At 60.7% G+C, this 18,176-nt stretch carries 16 protein-coding genes; 5 read left to right on the forward strand and 11 right to left on the reverse strand.

Annotated elements, in window-relative coordinates:
* Positions 1-6: 6 nt before the first annotated feature.
* Positions 7-537: a chromate transporter gene (locus ACGLWX_RS07825; protein ID WP_252106520.1), complete on the reverse strand. Its 531-nt coding sequence runs from the start codon at positions 535-537 to the stop codon at positions 7-9.
* Positions 534-1,109 (reverse strand): chromate transporter, encoded by a 576-nt coding sequence (locus ACGLWX_RS07830; RefSeq protein WP_396238744.1) that lies wholly within the window; start codon positions 1,107-1,109, stop codon positions 534-536. Before ACGLWX_RS07830 ends, ACGLWX_RS07825 begins: the two co-directional genes overlap by 4 nt.
* 192 nt (positions 1,110-1,301) lie before the next feature.
* Here ACGLWX_RS07830 and ACGLWX_RS07835 point away from each other — a divergent pair, with 192 nt between their 5' ends.
* The gene (locus ACGLWX_RS07835) at positions 1,302-1,970 is read left to right on the forward strand and encodes a GntR family transcriptional regulator (RefSeq protein ID WP_396238746.1); all 669 of its coding nucleotides are present in this window, start codon (positions 1,302-1,304) and stop codon (positions 1,968-1,970) included.
* Positions 1,971-2,025: 55 nt separating this feature from the next.
* Positions 2,026-2,595 carry a DUF1415 domain-containing protein gene (locus ACGLWX_RS07840; RefSeq protein ID WP_252106523.1) on the forward strand — a complete coding sequence of 190 codons (570 nt, stop codon included), beginning with the start codon at positions 2,026-2,028 and terminating at the stop codon, positions 2,593-2,595.
* Here ACGLWX_RS07840 and ACGLWX_RS07845 read toward each other — a convergent pair.
* From ACGLWX_RS07845 to ACGLWX_RS07880, 8 genes are all read right to left on the reverse strand, one after another.
* Complete coding sequence (locus ACGLWX_RS07845) at positions 2,573-4,237, reverse strand: diguanylate cyclase domain-containing protein (RefSeq protein ID WP_396238748.1); 1,665 nt, start codon at positions 4,235-4,237, stop codon at positions 2,573-2,575. The genes ACGLWX_RS07840 and ACGLWX_RS07845 overlap by 23 nt on opposite strands.
* A gap of 174 nt (positions 4,238-4,411) precedes the next feature.
* Positions 4,412-4,906: a GNAT family N-acetyltransferase gene (locus ACGLWX_RS07850; RefSeq protein ID WP_396238750.1), complete on the reverse strand. Its 495-nt coding sequence runs from the start codon at positions 4,904-4,906 to the stop codon at positions 4,412-4,414.
* A gap of 72 nt (positions 4,907-4,978) precedes the next feature.
* Positions 4,979-5,971, reverse strand: coding sequence for an LLM class flavin-dependent oxidoreductase (locus ACGLWX_RS07855; RefSeq protein WP_396238752.1), 993 nt, complete (start codon positions 5,969-5,971; stop codon positions 4,979-4,981).
* A 171-nt stretch (positions 5,972-6,142) separates the two neighbouring features.
* Complete coding sequence (locus tag ACGLWX_RS07860; protein ID WP_252106527.1) at positions 6,143-6,829, reverse strand: SDR family oxidoreductase; 687 nt, start codon at positions 6,827-6,829, stop codon at positions 6,143-6,145.
* Positions 6,830-6,922: 93 nt separating this feature from the next.
* Positions 6,923-8,182: a nitrate- and nitrite sensing domain-containing protein gene (locus ACGLWX_RS07865; RefSeq protein ID WP_396238754.1), complete on the reverse strand. Its 1,260-nt coding sequence runs from the start codon at positions 8,180-8,182 to the stop codon at positions 6,923-6,925.
* A 54-nt stretch (positions 8,183-8,236) separates the two neighbouring features.
* Positions 8,237-9,589, reverse strand: coding sequence for an MFS transporter (locus tag ACGLWX_RS07870; protein WP_396238756.1), 1,353 nt, complete (start codon positions 9,587-9,589; stop codon positions 8,237-8,239).
* Between the two features lie 267 nt (positions 9,590-9,856).
* On the reverse strand, positions 9,857-10,876 hold the full coding sequence (locus ACGLWX_RS07875; RefSeq protein ID WP_396238758.1) for a patatin-like phospholipase family protein: 1,020 nt from the start codon (positions 10,874-10,876) through the stop codon (positions 9,857-9,859).
* Between the two features lie 103 nt (positions 10,877-10,979).
* Positions 10,980-11,624: a murein L,D-transpeptidase catalytic domain family protein gene (locus ACGLWX_RS07880; protein ID WP_396238760.1), complete on the reverse strand. Its 645-nt coding sequence runs from the start codon at positions 11,622-11,624 to the stop codon at positions 10,980-10,982.
* 344 nt (positions 11,625-11,968) lie between these two features.
* Here ACGLWX_RS07880 and ACGLWX_RS07885 point away from each other — a divergent pair, with 344 nt between their 5' ends.
* Entirely contained in the window at positions 11,969-13,606 is a 1,638-nt protein-coding gene (locus ACGLWX_RS07885) for a murein L,D-transpeptidase (RefSeq protein ID WP_396238762.1), read from the forward strand.
* 117 nt (positions 13,607-13,723) lie between these two features.
* Here ACGLWX_RS07885 and ACGLWX_RS07890 read toward each other — a convergent pair whose 3' ends face one another.
* Complete coding sequence (locus ACGLWX_RS07890; protein ID WP_396238764.1) at positions 13,724-15,412, reverse strand: peptidoglycan DD-metalloendopeptidase family protein; 1,689 nt, start codon at positions 15,410-15,412, stop codon at positions 13,724-13,726.
* Between the two features lie 737 nt (positions 15,413-16,149).
* Here ACGLWX_RS07890 and ACGLWX_RS07895 point away from each other — a divergent pair.
* Positions 16,150-17,070: a LysR family transcriptional regulator gene (locus ACGLWX_RS07895; RefSeq protein ID WP_252106534.1), complete on the forward strand. Its 921-nt coding sequence runs from the start codon at positions 16,150-16,152 to the stop codon at positions 17,068-17,070.
* 75 nt (positions 17,071-17,145) lie between these two features.
* Positions 17,146-18,138 (forward strand): glutathione S-transferase family protein, encoded by a 993-nt coding sequence (locus ACGLWX_RS07900; protein ID WP_396238766.1) that lies wholly within the window; start codon positions 17,146-17,148, stop codon positions 18,136-18,138.
* Positions 18,139-18,176: the final 38 nt, after the last annotated feature.

Genomic DNA, 18,176 nt, shown 5'->3' on the forward strand with positions numbered 1-18,176 from the left:
TTTGAATCAGCCCAGTAAAAGGGCTCCGTAGATCAGCGCGCCGATCACCACAAACGCCGGGTGGACTTTCAGCCACACCAGCGCTGCAGCGGCCACGGCGCCGATGATCAACGTGTGCACGAGACCGGCGCTTTCCATGCCTTGCAGAAAGAAGCCCAAGGTGAGCCAAGCCATCATGACGGCGATGACCGGGCGCACCCACTGGCTCATGCGTTTGACGCGTGGCGATTCGCGGTGACGGTAAAGAAGCCCAAGCGCCCCGAGCATGAGCAGAAGCGACGGCACCACGGTGGCCAGCACCGCCACCAGCGCCCCCAGGGCACCGGCAACCTCATAACCGATGTAGCCGGCCATCTTGGTGGCGATAGGGCTTGGCAGCGCGTTGCCTAGCGCCAGGGTTTCGGCGAAGCCTTGAGAGGTCATCCAGCCGTAGCGGCCGACCACCTCGGCTTCGATTAGCGGAATGATGGCGGGGCCGCCGCCATAGCCGATGATGTTGGGAATGAAGAACGCCAGAAAAAGCTCCCAGTAGATCATGCGGACTCCTCCGAGGACGTTTGTCGGGCAGCTTTGGGCTTGCGTTTGGGCGCGAGCAGCGCCGAGACGAGAAGGGCGCCGATGATGAGCCCCGGGTGTACCCCAAGCCCGTAGATCAGCCCGCCGGCTACCAGGGCGAGGAGGATACTGGCAAGCCAGCCAAGCGAGGCTTTGGATTTTTCCAGGAAATCCCAAGTGAGCTGACCCATCATGATCATGACCACCGGAATCACCGCTTGGCCCATGCCGCGAATCCAGCCGACATCGCGGTAGCGGCTGAACACGCCGAGCATCACGATCATGGCGACGATCATCGGGCCGATCACGGCCAATACCGCGGTGATACAGCCGGCAACGCCGCCTACCCGGTAGCCGATATAGCCTGGTATCTTGGTCGCGATCGGGCCGGGCAGGGTGTTACCGATCGCCAAGACGTCGGCAAACTCTTCATCGGTCAGCCAAGCGTTGCGCTTGACGACCTCGGCGTGGATCAGCGGAATCATCGACGGTCCGCCGCCGAAGCCGAAAATACCCACGCGGAAAAAGGCCCAAAAAAGTGCCGGTAGTGTCATGGAAGTAATCGCTCTTGTACGTCGTCGTTGTGTCGAAGGCTTTTGCGAAAAGCGGTACGCCATCGGTAAAGGCGTTTTATCATATCTTTTATAAAAAATCGATTATTTTTAAAAGCGGATTGCCGCGCCGATTTGTATTATCGCGTATCTTGTGTCACCACGTATTTCGTATCACAGCCTGGAGAGGCGACCATGAACAACGATGCGCTGCCGTCCGGCGGCACGGCGTCGAGCCGCATTTTTGAGACGCTACGCCAGGATCTTGTGCGCGGGCGCTTCGCCGCGGGTGAGAAACTGGCGATCAACGCGCTGAGAGAGCGCTATCAGGTGGGGCTTAGCCCGCTGCGCGAGGCGCTGAACAAGCTCGCCGCCTTTGGCCTGCTGGTACAGGAGAACCAGCGCGGTTTTCGGGTGCCCGGGCTTAGCGAAGCCGAGCTCGAAGACATCGCGCGGCTTCGCATCGAGCTCGAGGGTATGGCGTTCGAGCGCGCCATCGTCCAGGGCGATGCTCAGTGGGAAGCGGATCTGCTTGGGGCGGCCCACCGGCTCAAGCGCGCGGATAAAACCCAGGACATGGGCGAGGCCTGGGAGGCGCTGCATACTCGGTTTCACCGCACGCTGGTAGCGCCCTGCGGCTCAGCGTGGCTGATTCGCTTCATCGAGCAACTCCACGACCAGTTCGATCGCTATCGCCGGTTGGGCGCCAACCCCCCGGTGATCCGCCAGCCGCTGGACGACCAGCACCAAAAACTGGTGGAGCTGGCGCTTGCCCGCGATGCCCAGGCCGGCCGTGCGCTGATGGACGATCATATTCGCCAATCTTTTGACGTGGCGCTGGCGCACTACCGTCAGCACACGTAGGCTGGCGGCTCTAACGGGCAGTGACGACAGACGCAGTGACACAGAAGAGGGCGACATGGCGGTAACGGATGATGTAGTAATCGAACAAACGCTTTGCTGGGTACGAACGTTTATCGTCGCGCACGATATTTGCCCCTTCGCCAAGCGTGAGCTCGACGCGGATCGCGTGCGGGTGCAGGTGGTACGCTCCAAAAAGATCGAAGTGGCGCTCGAGGAGCTGGCCGCGGAGCTCGAGTGGCTAACCCAACACGACGAGGTCGAAACTACGCTTCTGGTGCTGCCGACGCTGTTCAAGAGCTTCGATCACTACCTGGATTTTCTGGAGCTCGCCGAACACCTGGTCGAAGAGCTCGGATTCGAAGGTGTCTTTCAACTGGCAAGCTTTCACCCGGACTACTGCTTCGCCGATGCCGACCCGGAAGACGCCGCCAACTACACCAACCGTTCACCCTACGCCATGGTACATATACTGCGCGAGGCGAGCGTCGAGAAAGCGATCGCGTTTTACGGCGACACCGATGCGATCCCCGAACGCAACATCGAGAAGCTAACGGCCATGGGAAGCGATGCCGCCCAGGCCGCGCTCGAACGGTGCTGTGACGCTAGCGGCCGGGGCGATGAATGACCAGCCGGTGCTTGCCCTGGCTTTTCGCCGCGTAGAGCGCGCTATCGGCCAGTTTTAGCACCGTTTCGATGTGCTCGCCGTGTTGCGGCCACCAGGCCGCGCCGAGGCTACAGCCTACGGTGGCCGTTTGCCCCTCTACGAGTTGAATGGGGCGCTCGATGGCATTGAGCAGACGCCTTCCCACTTCATGAGTGAGAGGCTCGAGATACTCCGGCTGGGTCTTGAGCACCATCACGAATTCGTCACCGCCCAAGCGTGCCACCACGTCGCCGCTTCGCAGCGCGTTTTTCAGCCGGTAGGTGATCTCGATGAGCAGCAGGTCGCCGGCGTGGTGGCCAAGTTCATCATTTACTCGCTTAAAACCGTCCAGGTCGATGTAGATCACCACCATATTCTGTAGGTGGCGCTGCGCCTCGGGCACGGCATGCTGCAGGTACTGCATCAAAAAGGCGCGGTTAGGCAGGCCGGTCAGTGGATCAGTGTTGGCCAGATCCTCAAGCCGGCTGATGGTCTGGCGTTGATCCGAAAGTCGGCCAACCATGTTGCGCAGCGAAACCGAAAGACGCTTGAATTCGCTGGCGCCGCGCTCAAGCGGGATGGTACTCGCTTGCTCCCCCTCTTCGATACGATCGGCGGCGCGCGCCAGACGCTTGATCGGTGCAACGATGGAGGAGGCTACACACCACCCAACTGTCGCGAAAACGAGCGCCAACAAGAGGCCGATACTCATGATCGACGTTTGCAGCCGCTGGGCCGGAGCAAAGGCGTTACTAATGGGTTGGCGGCTGATTGCGACCCAGCCCAAGCCGCTGAAATCCTCGAAACCGCCACTGCGAGCGTACCCGGTCACGTAACGCTGGCCGTCGGGCCAAGTTTCGACCGCCCAGGTTGGCGTGGTATCTCCCAGGCCTGGGACGTGTTTAAGCGATGCAAGCGATTGGCCCAGCATATCGTCGGAACCGAGCAGTACCGTTGCGTCCTGCGAAAGCAATAGTATGTCGGTATCGCTTTTTGCCTTTACGTGCGAGAACAGGGTGCGCTCGATGTACTCCGCCCACTCCCAGCTCAAGTGCACCGCGAGTACACCGCTAAAGCGATCGTTGCGGTCATGCACTGGGGTTGCGATATCGACGAATTTGAGTGCTTCGCCGGTAGGGCTTGGAAGCAGGCTCGCTAACAAAACCGCTTCATGCACGTCGCCCACCCAAAGCTTATGCTGGCCTTCGAGAAATACCGGACGCTGTGCGATGGAAACGCCTTCTAAAATACCGTTGGTGGCCGCGCGCACCGTCCCTTGCGTATCGGTTAGCCCGATCCAGGAGACGACGTTGAAACTGTCCTGCAAGCGCTCGAGCTGACGTTGCAGCATCCGCGAATCGTTTTCTGTTCCGAGCGTTTGCATGGCCAGTAAAAGTTTTACCTGCTTGACGCGCGCATCCATGATGCGATCAAGCAGGTTGACCATCTGATAAGCCTCTCGGGAAGAAGCCGAGCCGATCTGCGCTTTAAGCTGCTGAGCCGACTCGCGCGAGGCCACCCAGCCAAGCATCAACGTCGTCGCAAACACCAGCGCGGCGATCAGGGCGATAAAGCGCGTGCGCAGTGAAAAGCGCGAGGACCACTCTGCGAAAAAATGCCCCATGGGAGAACGTCGGCCAGCCGGTTGAGAAGAGCAGGCGACACATTGCCGCCGGATATGCTTGTGAAGCTACCCTAAAAGCGCGCCGTTTGCATGTAACCGATTGCAACCATGGGTAAAATTATTGGAGCGCCCAGCCAAGCCGTCATCCCAGAAGCCGTAGTGGAGCAGTCGAGCCTACAAAAACTTGTGCATCACGTAAGTATCGACCGGCCCAAACGTCGAATGGCGAAAGGCACCGGGCACCGTCCCTACGATTGCAAAGCCGAGCCGCTGCCACAGCGCCACCGCGACCTCGTTGCTGGCCACCACGGCGTTGAACTGCATGGCGCTGAACCCAAGCGCTTTACCGAGGGTTTGCGAGTGCTCGCACAGCGTGCGGGCAACGCCCTGACCGCGAGCGGCGGGGGAGACCATGTAGCCGCAGTTGCAGACATGATTGCCCGGGCCTGCCGCGTTGGCTTTCAGGTAGTAGGCGCCCAGTATTTCGCCCTCGCTGTTTTTAATCACGCGGGTGGCTGCTGGCGCTTCGCACCAGAGCGTGTAGGCCGAGTCGAAGTCGATCGAAGGATCGATGGCGTAGGTCTGCTCCGCCTTGACGATGTCGTGGAAAACCGGCCAAAAGGCGGTGAAGTCCTCGCGGGTCATGGGAGCGATGGTGTGATCAGACATGGCGCTATCCGCTAAGATTGAAGTTTTCAGGCAGCGACGTTCAAAGCCGCTGCCGCTATAGAAGAAACGACGCTAGCGCGCGGCGTCCATGACGATTTCGTAGCTTCTCAGCCGATCCTGCGGGTCGAAGAAGTCGCTGTTGATCATCAGCTCGTCGGCGCCGGTACGTGCCTGGAACGCCTCGAGTTCCGCCTTGACGGTATCCGGGCCGCCGATGATGGCCGCGCCTAAAAACTGGCTGACCTGAGCCTGCTCCATCGGCGTCCAGTCGAGCTGCTCGACCGGCGGCTGCGAGGTGGTGGGCCGTCCGCGAATCAGGTTGAGAAACTTCTGCTGAGCGGTCGTCGCCAAGTAGTGCGCCATCTGGTCGGTATCGGCGGCGATCACCGGCATGCCGACCATGGCGTGGGGTTTGTCGAGCACATCAGAAGGGCGAAAATTGTCCCGATAAAGGCGCAGTGCTTCAAACAGATAGCCCGGCGCGAACTGGGCGGCAAAGGCGAACGGTAGCCCCAGGCGCGCGGCGAGCTGGGCGCTGTAGCCGCTCGAGCCTAGCAGCCAAATCGGCACGTGAGTGCCCTGGCCGGGCACCGCTTTGACCTGCTGATGCGGGGCGGCGTCGCCCAGGTAGCGCGTCAGCTCGTCGAGCTGGGCGGGAAAGTCGTCCACCCCGGCTTGGGCGCTTCGACGCATGGCGCGCATGGTGGCGCCATCCGAGCCCGGCGCCCGGCCAAGGCCTAAATCGATGCGCCCGGGGTAGAGCGTTTCCAGCGTACCGAACTGCTCGGCGATGACCAGCGGCGCGTGATTGGGCAGCATGATGCCGCCACTTCCTACGCGAATCGTCGAGGTTTGGCCCGCGACGTGGCCGATCAGCACCGAGGTAGCTGCGCTGGCAATGCCGGCGATGTTGTGATGCTCTGCTAGCCAGTAGCGCGTGTAGCCCAGCGCTTCGGCGCGCTTTGCAAGCTCGACACTGTTGGCAAAGGTCTCCGCGGCGCTGCTGCCTTCGCGAATGGGCGCCAGATCCAGTACCGATAGGGCGGTCTCGGCGAGTTGGCTCATGATTCACCTGCACGTTGAGTGAGAAGCGGCTGACGAACGCCTTTTCATTAAATTCATTAGCGCGCTTGTTAATACACTGTTATGCGGGCGAGCCAAGCCTAAAACAAGGGAGCGGTATCGATAGCTCGCTGGTGACGCTATCGATACCGCCGAACGAAAAAGCGGGGGTAGCTATTCTCGCAGCGGAGTGGGGCGAATGAGAATCTCGTTGACGTCAACATGGGCTGGCTGGTTCAGCGCGTAGACGACGGCGTTGGCGATATCCTTGTCCTCCAGCGCTTGTTCCGGGGGCTCGTCGAAAAACGGGGTATCGACCATGCCGGGCTCGATCAGCGTGACGCGAATGCCGGTACCGCGAAGCTCTTCGCGAAGATTGTAGCCAATGCCCGTAACCGCCCACTTGGTGGCGCTGTACATCGAGCCTGGAATGGTGGTGCGCCCGGCGGCGGAGCCGGTGAGCAGTACGTGGCCAGCGGAGCGCTTGAGCGCCGGCAGACAGGCCTGAAGCGTCAGCCCCACACCGTACACGTTGGTAAGGATCATATCTTTCCACTGCTGATGGTCGGCTTCGCTGAAGCCGCCACTAGAGCCGCCTTGCCCGGCGTTGGCGAACACTGCGTCAATGCGGCCAAAGGTTTCCAGCGCCAGTTCGACCATGGCGCGCTGCTGCTCCATATCGGTGACGTCGAGCTCGACGGTCAACAACTTTTCCCGTCCCAGTTCCTGAGCGAGGGCTTCGAGCTTATCCGTCGAGCGCGCGGCGAGTATTAGCTTGTAGCCTTCACGCGCGGCTGCGCGCGCCGTGGCGGCGCCGATACCGCTCGAGGCACCGGTGATGAGAATGACACGGTCATGCATGGGTAGCGCTCCTTGCCAATGTTTCAAGGGGCCTTTTAGCATGGCCAATGGGCCTTGATGTTGCAAACCGGCCAGCCCGGCCAAGGCCCGTCGTCACGGCGCTTGGCGGGACAGCATGCTCGAAAGGTCCAAAATCGACTGCGCCATGCTCGCCATGCTTTTGCTCTGATCCATCGAGGTCTTGCGTAAAAAACGGTACGCCTGCTCTTCGCTCATCGACTGGTGCGCCATGATCAACCCTTTGGCCCGCTCGATCAGCTTGCGCTCCCGAAGCGCCTTGCGGGTGTTTTCCAGCTCATCGCTAAGCCCTTGAAGGCGGCTGGACTGGGCGTGGGTGAGCTCGATCAGCGAGCGGCCGAGCGGCGAGGAGAGCGCGCTGAGCGTGAGATCACCGAGCGCGCGATCCTCGCCCAACGCCAGAAGCTGCTCGCACGGCGCAGGCTGTGCCCGCACGCGGGGCGTGTGCGCCTCATCAAAAGCCCGCTGCGCCGCTTCGATTTTTACGTGGCATAGCGCGGCCAGCTCGTCGATCGCGGTGTCCTCCACCTGCTTCAGGCTATCGATACGCTGCGTGGTGAGCGCGTACCAGGTTTCGCTCATGCGTGCGTCGCTATCCGAGCGGGCGCGTTCGCCGCGGTGGGCGCTTTCACGCAGCGTCTCGATGTAAGTAAGCGTTTGCTTGCAAAGTGTCTGGTGCCAGCTCTCCCGGGTGGTGGCACCAGCGAATTCGAGAAAGGTATCGAAGCAGCGGTTTTGGTCCTGGGTCAGCCGTTCAAGCAGCGCCCGGTGCGGCTCGTCAAAGTGCCCGTAGGTAAAGCCGAAGGCGCCGCAGGCGCGTTCCTGGCCCGCAAGCTCCTTGCCCTGCATCAGGTGAAAGATAGCGACAAGCGCGCGGGTGATGTCCGGATCGGCGGCGGTGTCCGCGGCTTCGAACACGATCGCCAAAAGCCCGCCGATCAAGTCGTTGAAGGCGCGGGTGGCGCCGTCCGGCGTTAGCTCGCGCGCGTCGATCGCCGCGCGCAGACGGGGCAGGTCATCGAGCGCCAGCCAGACGGTGGCGATACGACGCAAAAGCCGCGCCCCAGCTTCGGGGCGCGGCTTTTCGCAAAGCGCTTCAAGGCGCGTGCGCATTAGCGCTTCGGCCTGCTGGCTGCAGGCCATGAACTCGGTCCGCCGGGTCGCGAACTGTTTGCCCTTGGAGGCAAGATAAATGGTCGAGGCGCCGCGCTCACGCTGAAGCACGTGAATGAAACGGCTGATGTCGCCCACCATGTCGCACGCGGCCGCCAGGTGGCGCAGGTTGTCGATATCAAAGCGCAGCGCCATGAGTAACAGTGTGCGACCAGAAGCCATGAGGCGCTCCTTGTGTGGCCGGCCCTGCGGCGTTGCAGGGCCGGGAGTGGGTGTCTAGCGCAGCGAAAGCGCCCCCGCGCCGGTTTGCTCGCCGAGCGCGTTTTGATAGGCCTTTGCCTCTTCGGCTTCCGTGGCATCACTAAAGCGCACCACCAGCACGCTGCCCGCCAGCATCAGTACGCACAGGCCCAGATAGAAAAGCCCTTGCTGATAGGTCAGGCTTTCGCTTCGAAACAGAAACGCCGCCAGTACCGCGCCGACGTTACCCCCGGCGCCGACGATACCCGCCACTGCGCCGAGCGCCTTTTTATTGATGAACGGCACCACGCCGAACGTGGCGCCTTCGGCCATCTGCACGAAGAGGCTGAACACGAGCATGATGCCGATCGCAAAGCTCAGCACGTGCATCTGAGAGAAGGCGATCAGCGCGATGCCCTCGCACACCAGCGCGATGAAAAGCCAGCGCACCCGGCCTTTCAGCCCCCCATGCTTGGCGAACAGATCCGAAAGCACGCCGCCCAGGGTGCGCGCGAAGATGTTCATCAGGCCAAACAGGCCCGCGATCAGGCCGGCGGTGGCCAGCGTTAGCTCGAAGTGGTCGAAAAAGTAGATCGCGGCGATGTTATTGATGGTGAGCTCGACCCCGAAGCAGAGCCCGTACACGACGAACAGTGCCCACACGCGGATATCCTTCGCCGCGGATAAAAAGCTGCTCATCGCACCGTATTCGCCGGAGGCTTCCGGCAGTTCGCCGCGGGCTCTAAGCTCGGCGAAGCTGCCGTTCGGCGCATCCTGGGTGAAGAACCAGTAGCCGATACCGGTAAAAAAGAGCACCACGCCCGGCACCACCATGGCCAGGCGCCAACCGAGCGTCTCGCTGACACCAAGCATCAAAAGCCCCGAGAAGATTAGCGGCATCAGAATTTGGGTCGTGCCGCCGCCCAGGTTACCCCAGCCGGCGCTGGTGGCGTTGGCCGTACCGACCACGTTGGGGGCGAACATTACGGTGGTGTGGTACTGGGTAATGACGAACGAGGCGCCGATCGCGCCGATCGCCAGGCGCGCCAGCAGGAAGGTTTCGAAACTGTCGGCCAGGCCAATGCCCATGACCGGAAGCGAGCCCACCAGCAGCAGCCCAGTGTAGGTCTTGCGCGGGCCCAGACGGTCGCACAGCACGCCGATCAAGAGCCGAACGATCACGGTGATCGCCACCGAGGCGATGATGGTGTTACCGATCTGGGTTTGGGTGAGCGACAAGTCCTCGCGGACCACCGCCATGAGTGGGGCGATGCCGAACCAGCCGAAAAAGCAGATATGAAAGGCAAACCAGGAAAAGTGAAACGCGCGCATCTGCGGCGTCGAAAAGCTGAACAGGCGGATACGATTAGCCTTGTTGCGAATATCCATGAGGACCTCACCAAGCGCGAACGAGTTTTGAAACCGCCGCGCGTTTGCGCTGGCGGCGTACGAGAGGACGCCTTCGCCCTTGAAGGCCTACTCGACGCACTCGTACCCGTTGGGCCTGGTCCACGCCTGTCGTTGTCGATAAATACAAAGCAATTATGTCGCCAGCCAGCGATTTTTATCGAAATGACAGCGTATTAGCGTTTTGAAGGGAAGGGTGGGCGCGCCGTGATACGGAGTCACTGCATCAAAATGGGGCGCCCGGGGCGGCTATTCGTTCATGTAGACGGTATCGATATCGAGCGTGGAGCGCTCGCCAAGGGCATCGAAGTTTTCTTCCAGCCAGCGTTCGGCGGCGGTGCGACCCAGCTCGAACAGGTGGCACAAAAAGGGCCATTCGGCGTTCATCTTGCTCGACACCGACAGATCCTCGAGCGCCTGCTCGCCGCTGATGCGGTGAAACAGCGCCTGCTGGTAGCAGTTTTCGATGCCCTGCTCGTCGAGGGCGTGCTTGAGCAGGGCGATCATGCGGATCTCCTTGATCAGTGCAGCGTTGAAGGTGATCTCGTTCAAGCGGTTCATGATCGCCGAGGCGGTGGTCGGCAGGGTGTCACGGCTAATCGGATTGATCTGCACCAGCATGATGTCGCGGGCGCCGCACTCCTCCATGAGCGGAAACAGCGCAGGGTTGCCCATGTAGCCGCCGTCCCAGTAAGCCTCGCCGTCGATTTCCACGGCCTGAAAGACGAAGGGCAGACAGGCGGACGCCATGACCGCGTCCAACGTCATCTCCTCGCGGCGAAAGACGCGCTGCTTGCCGGTGCGTACGTTGGTGGCGGTGACGAAAAGTTTGAGCTGATCGCAGCTACGTACCCGGTCGAAGTCGATATGCTCATCGACGATGGTGCGCAGTGGGTTGAGGTTCAGAGGATTGAGCTGATAGGGCGAGACGAGCCGGCTCATCAAATCCATGGCGATATAGCCTGGCGACTGATCGAGACTCCAGTTGCCGGTAAGGATATCCAGCGGCGAGCGGCGGATCGGGCTTGTCATGCCGGCGCGGCTGACCGCCTGCCAAAAGTCGCGCAGCGCCTGGCGGGCGGTCTCCTTGTTGCCTCGGGTTAGCGCATCGGCCATGACCACCCCGTTCATGGCGCCGGCGCTGGTACCGCTAATACCTTCGATCTCGATGCGGTCATCTTCCAGCAGGCGGTCGATCACCCCCCAAGTATAGCCGCCGTGGGCACCGCCGCCCTGTAGCGCCAGGTCCAGCGTTTTCGCGTTCGCCATGCCAGTTCCTCGCTTGGTTGAAAGGCAAGCCTAAGCCTGGCATAAAACCCCTGAGACGAAAGCGAGCGCTTCAACGGCGCCGCACTGCGGTCTTGACCTGCCGCTAGCGCGTCGCGGCAGCGAGCTGGTAAATGCCGGCACCGCCGCTTGGGCAGCGCAAAAACGCGGAGTTTTCCATCCATTGCGCGTCCGGGTAGTAGGCGAACACGTACTGGTTCTCCTTTAGGCTATCGATCAGCGGGTAGGTGACCTCTTCGCGTACCGCCGGGCAGCCGTGGCTTCGGCCCAGCCGTCCGGTCTGGGTGATGAAGTCGTCGCTGACGTAGCTTGCGCCGTGAATAACGATGGCGCGATCGAAGGCCTGGTCGTTGACATCGGCCTCGAGCCCGTCCAGGCGCAGCGAGTAGCCGTTGCGCCCGTAGTAGCTGTTCATGGTCCGAAAGAGCCCGATGCTGGACTGATGGCTCTCCGGGGTGTTGGAGAATACCTCGGCATTGGCGTCGCCGGAGCCTTGCCCGTGGGACACGAGTTCCTTGAACAGCAGCTGGTTGTGCGCCAGATCGAAGACCCACAGGCGTTTTTCGGTCGAAGGAAGCGAGTAGTCGATGACGGCCAAGCGCTCGGCGCCGGGGTCGGCGCAGGAAAGCGCTTGGGCGGCAAGCTCGAGTGCCCTGGGGGTGGCCTCCGGCGCGAGTAGCTGAAGCTGGTGGTTGAGTGAAGAGACGCCGGCGGGTTTCGACGCGTCCATTTGAGCATAAAAAGGAGAGGAGTCCGCGTGAGCCGCGGTGCTTGCCAGCGGGGTAGAAAGAACGAGTAAACTTGAAAAAAAGCCTAATCCGAGCCGCATAGTGTCAGACCTACTATCATTAGGGATACGCCGAGCGATAAAGCCATTGTTGGTCGCGCCAATGCCCGCCGAGCCTGTTCGCAAGAGGCTGTTTTCGGTAGCCTAAGCTTGCAGGTTCCTTTTACAGGATGGGAGCGCCGAGTTCGAGGCTGAAAACGGCGTTGGCCAAACCAAACATCGGTGTGCGCATGTTGTATCTTTATTGGGTTGGCATGCGACACCGCATAGTAACCCATGGAGGGGTTATGAACGAGAATCCGTCGATCCACCACTGGGCGATGCGCGCCGTTATGGTTGCCGCGCTGTTGCCGCTGCCGCACGCCATCCATCATGCCTATGCCGACACGTTGGCTCAACCAGCGCTTGCCCAGCAGTTAAACGCCTACGCCAACGATCAGCCGCTCCAGCAGTTCTATCAGGGCCGTGAAGATCAACTGGTATGGCAAGACGCTGCGCTCGTTGAGTCTCTCGCGGCAGCGATTGCGCGACTCGACGAAGACGGCCTGACCCCCAGCGACTACCGCGGCGCGGAACTCGTCGACGACTTCCAGCTGAGCCAGCAAGCAGGAAGCAACGCTCAGGCGCGCTTCGATATCAAGGCCACCCAAGCGCTGCTGCTGGCACTCGACCATCTTTCACGTGGCAAAGTGGATCCACAGACGCTCGCGTCACAATGGAGCGGCGAGCGCCCAGCGCGCGCTTACAGCATGAGCCAGGTACGCATGGCGCTGGCCCAGGGCGATGTGGAGGCGGCGTTTGAGGCGGCTCGGCCTCAGACGAGTGCCTACCGAGAGCTTCGCCAGACGCTAAGTGACTACCGCGCGCTCGAGCGCCGCGGCGGGGCGCCGGCGCCTTATCTCGGCGGCCGCGAAGCCGCGCTCAGACTTGGCGACACCGATGATGACGTCGTCACGCTGCGCGAGCGGCTCGCCCTCTGGGGCGAAAGTGGTCTGGTCACCGCCGATGAAGACGCCTACCCCATGATCGACGCCCGAGTGCGCGACGACAATCAGCGCCGTTTCGACGCTACGGTGGAAAGCGCGGTCAAGCGCTTTCAGCGCCGCCATCAGCTCGAGGCGGACGGTGTCGTCGGGGAGCGCACCCGGCATGCGCTCAATACGCCGCTGTCGGCGCGTATCGATCAACTGCGCATAAATCTCGAGCGGGCGCGCTGGCTGGCGCATTTCGACGGCGAGTCACGTGTATGGGTCGATGTGGCCGGCTACCAACTCCACTACCAGCGGCCCAACGGCCAGCAGTGGAATGCCCGAGTCGTGGTGGGCTCGCCTCAGCGCGCTACCCCCATGATCCACTCCTCGATCAGCCATCTCACCATCAACCCGACCTGGACGATTCCGCCGACCATCATGCGTGAGGACGTGCTGCCGCGAGTACGCAGCAGTACCGATTATCTCTCTGCGCGTAACATTCAGGTGTTGAGCCCCGGCGGCGAGCGGCTGGACCCGTCGTCGGTCAACTGGCAAAGCCCTGGAGGCGTCATGCTTCGCCAGGTTGCGGGCAGCAGCAATCCGCTGGGGCGCCTGGTCGTGCGCTTTCCCAACGACGACATGATCTATCTGCACGATACGCCCTCAAAAGCGGCGTTTGGGCGCGCCGACCGTGCGCTGAGCTCTGGCTGTATCCGGGTCGAGGGCATCAGCGAGCTGGCGCAGCTGCTGCTTCGTGATAGCGGCAGTCAGCATCAGGTCAACTCCTTGATACAGCGTGGGCGCAGCGATCAGAACGTGAGCCTGCCTCAGCGCATTCCGGTACAGCTTCACTACCTAACGGCCTGGCCCAACGCCGAGGGGGACATCGAGTTTCGCGACGATATCTACCGCCACGACGATGCGCTTCTCGCAGCGCTAAGCCGTCCGGTTTAACCCTGGCTGCCACCGTCGAGCGTCAATAAGCATTGAGCGTAAAAAACGTAGAAGGAAAAAAGCGTGGAACGAAAAAAGCCGCCTCGATAGGCGGCTTTTTCGTGCGCGGTGATTAAGCTATTCGCCGCGCTGGTAGTTGGCAACGCTAACGGTGCCGGTTTCGCCGCTTTCAAGCGCGGCCAGCATGGGCTCGGCCTGGTTCTGGAACGCGATCAGCGTGTCGCCGGAGAGGCCTGACGATTCCGGCAGGTCCACGGTCATGGCGTTGACCGGCGAGTTGTTCACGATGACTTCGTAGTGCAGGTGCGGGCCGGTACTGCGGCCGGTGTTGCCGGAAAGCGCGATGCGCTCGCCCATGGTCACACGCTCGCCGACGCTGACCAGAGGCTTGGAGAGGTGCAGATAGCGTGTGCGGTAGCCGTTGTCGTGGCGAATGACCACGTAGCGGCCCGCAGCGGCGTGGTTGGCGACCCGCTCGACGCGGCCGTCCGCCGGCGCGACCACTGACGTGCCGATGGGCATGGCGAAGTCAGTCCCATTGTGCGGGCTGATCCGACCGGTCACCGGGTGGTGGCGCTGCGGGTTGAAGCTGGAGGAGAGCCGGTAGCTGCCCTCAAAAGGATAGCGCGCGAAGCCCGGCTCCAAACCGCTGCCTTCCGGGGTATAGAAGTGATCGTCCGCGGCGTTACGTACCATGGTCAGATCCATGCGCTCGCCTTCGTACTGAACCGCCAGCACGCGCGAATCCAGCGTTTCGCCGTCGATCATGTCGGACTCGACCAGCACGCTAAAGCGGTCGCCCCGGCGGCTGTCGCGACGAAAATCGAGCTTCTGCTCGAGCAGATGGGTCAGTTCGGTCACCGAGCCGCTCGAAAGGCCGGTCGCCTGAGCGGAGCGTGCGAAGCTGCCGCTGACGCTGCCGGCGAACAGGCGTTGTACCGGCTCGCCTTGGCGCTCGATCACGGTCGAGGCGAAGGCGTTGTCGTCACGCTCGAGCAGCACGCCGTCGCGGATATCCTTCATCATGCGAAGCGAAAGCAGACGGCCATCTTCGTCGACCTTGTAGTCGAAACTATTACCCGCGCGCCAGTTGGTCAAAATCTGCGGGTCCGGCATGTCGTCCAGAAGCGCGACGACTTCGCTGTAGCCTAGCCCCAGCTCGTTTTGCGCCACCAGAGCGAAGGTTTCGCCGGACTCGACGATATGGGTTTTCCACTCGGGAACGTAAGGCTCTTCGGCGGCGAGTTCGAGATCGAGAAACGAGATGTCGTCGAACAGTTCGATACCGTAGTCCTCGTAAGAGGTGGCGTCATCGATATCGACGGCGTCGACAGAAGAGGCATCGGCAATTTCGACCGGGCCGTAGCCGCTCGGGTCGTCGATATTGAGCATGCCACTGGTCAGCGTACCGAACACGACCGCCATGTGAATGGCGCCGTCGTCAAGCTGGGGCCGGGCGTCGATTTCGCTGGCCATGGAGGCTTCGGCGGTCGCAATGACGTCGAGATCCACGATTTCGCGAGGCGCGAGATCCTTGAGCGGAATTTGTTCGCGAGTGGCGTCGATGGCGCGAGAGGCGCGGTCGATCGCTTCGGCAACCGGACGACGCTCCTGATGCAAGGAGGGGACCGTTGCAACGGCGTCGCTTGAAAGCGGAACCAGCACGCTTTCCAGCGAAGTACGGGGGGAGTTCAGGTCTTGATACGTCGTTAACAGCTTCTGTGTGCCCAGCACTGTGACCATCGTAGCCACGGGTAAAAGTAATAATTTATGCGTGCGAGGCAGCGAATGGAGGATTCGCAACATGGGTAAATTGACCGCCGAGTTCGAAGTTAAAATGAACGTAAAAGTGAACAAGCTCGGGAACAATACCCCATGGGGTAGGGGGTGAATAGACTGTATTTCCATACAGAAAGCGAACTTTTGCGTTTGTGCAAAAGCCCGTGAGACGGGGCATTCAAAGGAAACAGTGTTTGCTAATTCTGCTTCAATGTTTGGGCCTATCTCGCCATCGCTGAAAACAGCTTGTACAAGGACGGCCGCTTGTATCGTTTCACCTTTAAGATATAGACAAGAGTGGCGGCTTGTAAAGTTCGATGTACAAGATCGGTTCAATGGTGGCTGACGGTTTTATCCCTTCGGCTCCGTAAAAGGACGAAGTTCACCGCTCGTTTGGCATACAGCGAGTACAATCTGCGTCGCGCTTTTTGTACAAGAGTGCTTGCCCGGTGTTCGCTATCGAGCACGGTTGATTAGCGGTTCGGCTTGCCTGTTAGGCCGCTAATTAAACGTGCGCTAGAAATGAAGGGTACACATTCCGATATTTTGTTTTTTTTTGTAACGTTCGAGTTTACTCGATAGTGAAACGCTCGCGCCAGTAATATCAGGCGATGTTATACATATTAAAAGAAAAGTTCCCTTATTTTTTTAATTTTTTAATTAGAAGGAGAGCGTAACGTGTCTATTCGCCGTCGCTGCCATTCTGGTATGGTTTTTTCGAAGGCCAAGCGCACAAATACGCTTTAAGCGTCGAGGAAATCGAAATGTCTCGGGTAACCCTTGCTCAGTGGCACATGCTCGCTGCGGTTGTGGATCATGGCGGTTTTGCACGCGCCGCTGAAGCCATCCATAAAAGTCCTTCCACACTCAATCACGCGGTGCATAAACTCGAAGAGCAGCTGGGCGTGCAGGTGCTGGAGCCGGTCGGGCGGCAGGTGCGGCTGACCGAGGCCGGCGAGCTTCTGCTGCGTCGGGCGCGTCAGCTCATCGAAAGCGCCGCTTCTATCGAGGATATTGCCTTAAGCCTGGCCGAAGGGCTCGAAACCGAAGTGACCGTCGCCATCGATCAGGTATTCCCGGCCGACGCCCAAGCCAAGGCGCTGGAGCGCTTTTCCGAAGCCTACCCGCAGGTGCGGGTTCAGCTTTATGAAAGCGTGCTCAACGGCGGCGTCGAGATGCTGTTCGACGGCAGCGCCGACTTGGTGATTTCCGGTATGGAAGTGCCTGGCTTTCTGGGCGAGCCGCTGGTCAACGTGCGCTTTATCGCAGTGGCCCACCCGTCGCACCCGCTTCACGGGCTGGAGCGCTCGCTCGATCTGCGTGATTTGGCGCAGTATCGCCAGCTTGTAGTGCGCGACTCGGCGACTCGGGAGTCCGTCGATGCCGGCTGGCTCAAGGCCGAACAGCGCTGGACGGTGAGCCATCTCAACACGTCGCTGGACATGATCAAGCGCGGGCTCGGTTTCGCGTGGATGCCGATCACCCGCATCGCCAACGAGCTCGAGCGCGGCGAGCTCAAGGCTTTGCCGCTTTCCGCTGGCGGCACGCGCGAAGCGCCGTTTCAACTGATCTTCAAGGACCGGGACCGGGCGGGCCCCGCGACTCACGCGATGGCCCAAGTGCTGAAAGAGGCGGTCGCCGAGCGCTGCACACGCGATTCTATTTTCTCGAACGATAAAGGTTAAAACATCCGCTTGAGCCGTTTTCATGGCGCGCTATGCTCTAGGGCATCAATTCAATGCAACTAAAGGAGCCGCCCAATGGGACTATTGGTGGAAGGTGAGTGGGTCGATCAGTGGTACGACACTAAAAAACACGGCGGCGAGTTCGTCCGGGAATCGGCCAAGCTGCGCGACTGGGTCGGCGAAACCGACGATGCGGATCGCAAAAGCTTCCCCGCCGAGCAGGATCGTTATCATCTTTATGTATCGCTGGCCTGCCCCTGGGCGCATCGCGCACTGATCATGCGCAAGCTCAAGGGTCTGGAGGAGCTGATTGGCGTTTCCCATACCAGTCCCTTGATGCTCGATCGCGGTTGGACCTACAAAGAAGACGAAGGCTCAAGCGGCGATCGGGTCAACGGGGTGGCCTGTCATTTTGAACTCTACACCATGACCGAGGCCGACTACACCGGTCGCGTGACGGTGCCGGTACTGTGGGACAAAAAGCGTAGCGCTATCGTCAATAACGAGTCGGCAGAGCTTGTACGCATGTTCAACGGCGCGTTCGATACGCTGACCGGCAACGATTTGGACTTCTACCCGAGCGACCTGCGTGACGTCATCGACGAGATCAATGAAGATGTCTACGATAACGTCAACAACGGCGTCTACAAGGCGGGGTTCGCTACCGAGCAGTCGGTGTATGAGAAGCACGTCAAGGCACTGTTCGACTCGCTTGACCGGCTCGAAGCACGCTTGGAGCATCAGCGCTACCTGGCCGGGGAGTGGCTCACGGAGGCGGATATTCGCCTCTTTACGACGCTGATTCGCTTCGATGCGGTCTACCACGGCCACTTCAAGTGCAACGTTCGGCGCATAGAGGATTACCCGAATCTCTCGAACTATCTGCGAGAGCTTTATCAGTGGCCGGGCGTGTCTGAGACCGTGAATATGGATCACATCAAGCGCCACTACTACTACAGCCACGAGTCGATCAACCCCACGCGTATCGTGCCGGTTGGGCCTGAGCTGGATCTCGAGCGCCCCCATGACCGCGAGCGCTTGAGCGGGCAGGGCATTCGCCGCCGCTGATCAATTTGTTCCTAAATTAAAAAGGCCGCCCTGAAGGG

This window comes from Halomonas sp. HMF6819 (assembly GCF_044335525.1).
Lineage (GTDB): Bacteria > Pseudomonadota > Gammaproteobacteria > Pseudomonadales > Halomonadaceae > Vreelandella.

Excerpts from the sequence above, each read along its gene's own strand:
- ACGLWX_RS07825 (WP_252106520.1), bottom strand. The coding sequence starts at position 537 with ATGATCTACTGGGAGCTTTTTCTGGCGTTCTTCATTCCCAACATCATC.
- ACGLWX_RS07830 (WP_396238744.1), bottom strand. The coding sequence starts at position 1,109 with ATGACACTACCGGCACTTTTTTGGGCCTTTTTCCGCGTGGGTATTTTC.
- ACGLWX_RS07855 (WP_396238752.1), bottom strand. The coding sequence starts at position 5,971 with ATGAGCCAACTCGCCGAGACCGCCCTATCGGTACTGGATCTGGCGCCC.
- ACGLWX_RS07835 (WP_396238746.1), top strand. The coding sequence starts at position 1,302 with ATGAACAACGATGCGCTGCCGTCCGGCGGCACGGCGTCGAGCCGCATT.
- ACGLWX_RS07865 (WP_396238754.1), bottom strand. The coding sequence starts at position 8,182 with ATGGCTTCTGGTCGCACACTGTTACTCATGGCGCTGCGCTTTGATATC.
- ACGLWX_RS07885 (WP_396238762.1), top strand. The coding sequence starts at position 11,969 with ATGAACGAGAATCCGTCGATCCACCACTGGGCGATGCGCGCCGTTATG.
- ACGLWX_RS07900 (WP_396238766.1), top strand. The coding sequence starts at position 17,146 with ATGGGACTATTGGTGGAAGGTGAGTGGGTCGATCAGTGGTACGACACT.
- ACGLWX_RS07870 (WP_396238756.1), bottom strand. The coding sequence starts at position 9,589 with ATGGATATTCGCAACAAGGCTAATCGTATCCGCCTGTTCAGCTTTTCG.
- ACGLWX_RS07840 (WP_252106523.1), top strand. The coding sequence starts at position 2,026 with ATGGCGGTAACGGATGATGTAGTAATCGAACAAACGCTTTGCTGGGTA.
- ACGLWX_RS07850 (WP_396238750.1), bottom strand. The coding sequence starts at position 4,906 with ATGTCTGATCACACCATCGCTCCCATGACCCGCGAGGACTTCACCGCC.
- ACGLWX_RS07860 (WP_252106527.1), bottom strand. The coding sequence starts at position 6,829 with ATGCATGACCGTGTCATTCTCATCACCGGTGCCTCGAGCGGTATCGGC.
- ACGLWX_RS07895 (WP_252106534.1), top strand. The coding sequence starts at position 16,150 with ATGTCTCGGGTAACCCTTGCTCAGTGGCACATGCTCGCTGCGGTTGTG.
- ACGLWX_RS07890 (WP_396238764.1), bottom strand. The coding sequence starts at position 15,412 with ATGTTGCGAATCCTCCATTCGCTGCCTCGCACGCATAAATTATTACTT.
- ACGLWX_RS07880 (WP_396238760.1), bottom strand. The coding sequence starts at position 11,624 with ATGGACGCGTCGAAACCCGCCGGCGTCTCTTCACTCAACCACCAGCTT.
- ACGLWX_RS07845 (WP_396238748.1), bottom strand. The coding sequence starts at position 4,237 with ATGGGGCATTTTTTCGCAGAGTGGTCCTCGCGCTTTTCACTGCGCACG.
- ACGLWX_RS07875 (WP_396238758.1), bottom strand. The coding sequence starts at position 10,876 with ATGGCGAACGCGAAAACGCTGGACCTGGCGCTACAGGGCGGCGGTGCC.